Here is a 465-nt window from a genome sequence, read left to right as displayed (position 1 = left end):
GTTGCTTCCTGAAGAGTTTGAATATATGGATCATGTGGCTCCTGATGGTACTACTTATGATCCTGATACTGGTATTTGGGATATTGGACAAATGGGCAACGGCACTAATGTAACTTTAGTGATTCATGCTCATGCTAAGACTCCTGCAAGTGACATTACTAATAATGTTAACGCATCTTGTGATGAAAAAGAGTGGAATTACACTAACAATAAGGCTAATTTGACTGTTGAGATTGTTTCATTCCATAAACCTGTTAAAACAGTTTCCAATAGTACTCCATATTACCACGAATATGTAGAATATACATTAACTGTTGAGAATTTAGGTAATAATACCTATGTTGATGAGTTTGATGTTATTGATAGTTTGCCTAAAGGTTTAGAATTCATTAAAACACTTAACATTGTTGGTGCTGATTTGATTAGGGAAACCGTTGATGGTCAGGTTGTTACTTGGGCTTTAAC

1 protein-coding gene is annotated in these 465 nt (G+C 34.8%); it reads left to right on the top strand.

Annotated features, from left to right (window positions below; translation table 11 throughout):
- Positions 1 to 25: 25 nt before the first annotated feature.
- Positions 26 to 465 (top strand): hypothetical protein (locus tag QZ143_RS08910; RefSeq protein ID WP_292883355.1); only part of this gene is annotated, 440 nt, incomplete at its 3' end.

Source organism: Methanobrevibacter sp. UBA188, from assembly GCF_905234905.1.
Classification (GTDB): domain Archaea; phylum Methanobacteriota; class Methanobacteria; order Methanobacteriales; family Methanobacteriaceae; genus Methanocatella.
This window is presented reverse-complemented; position numbering and strand designations above follow the sequence as displayed.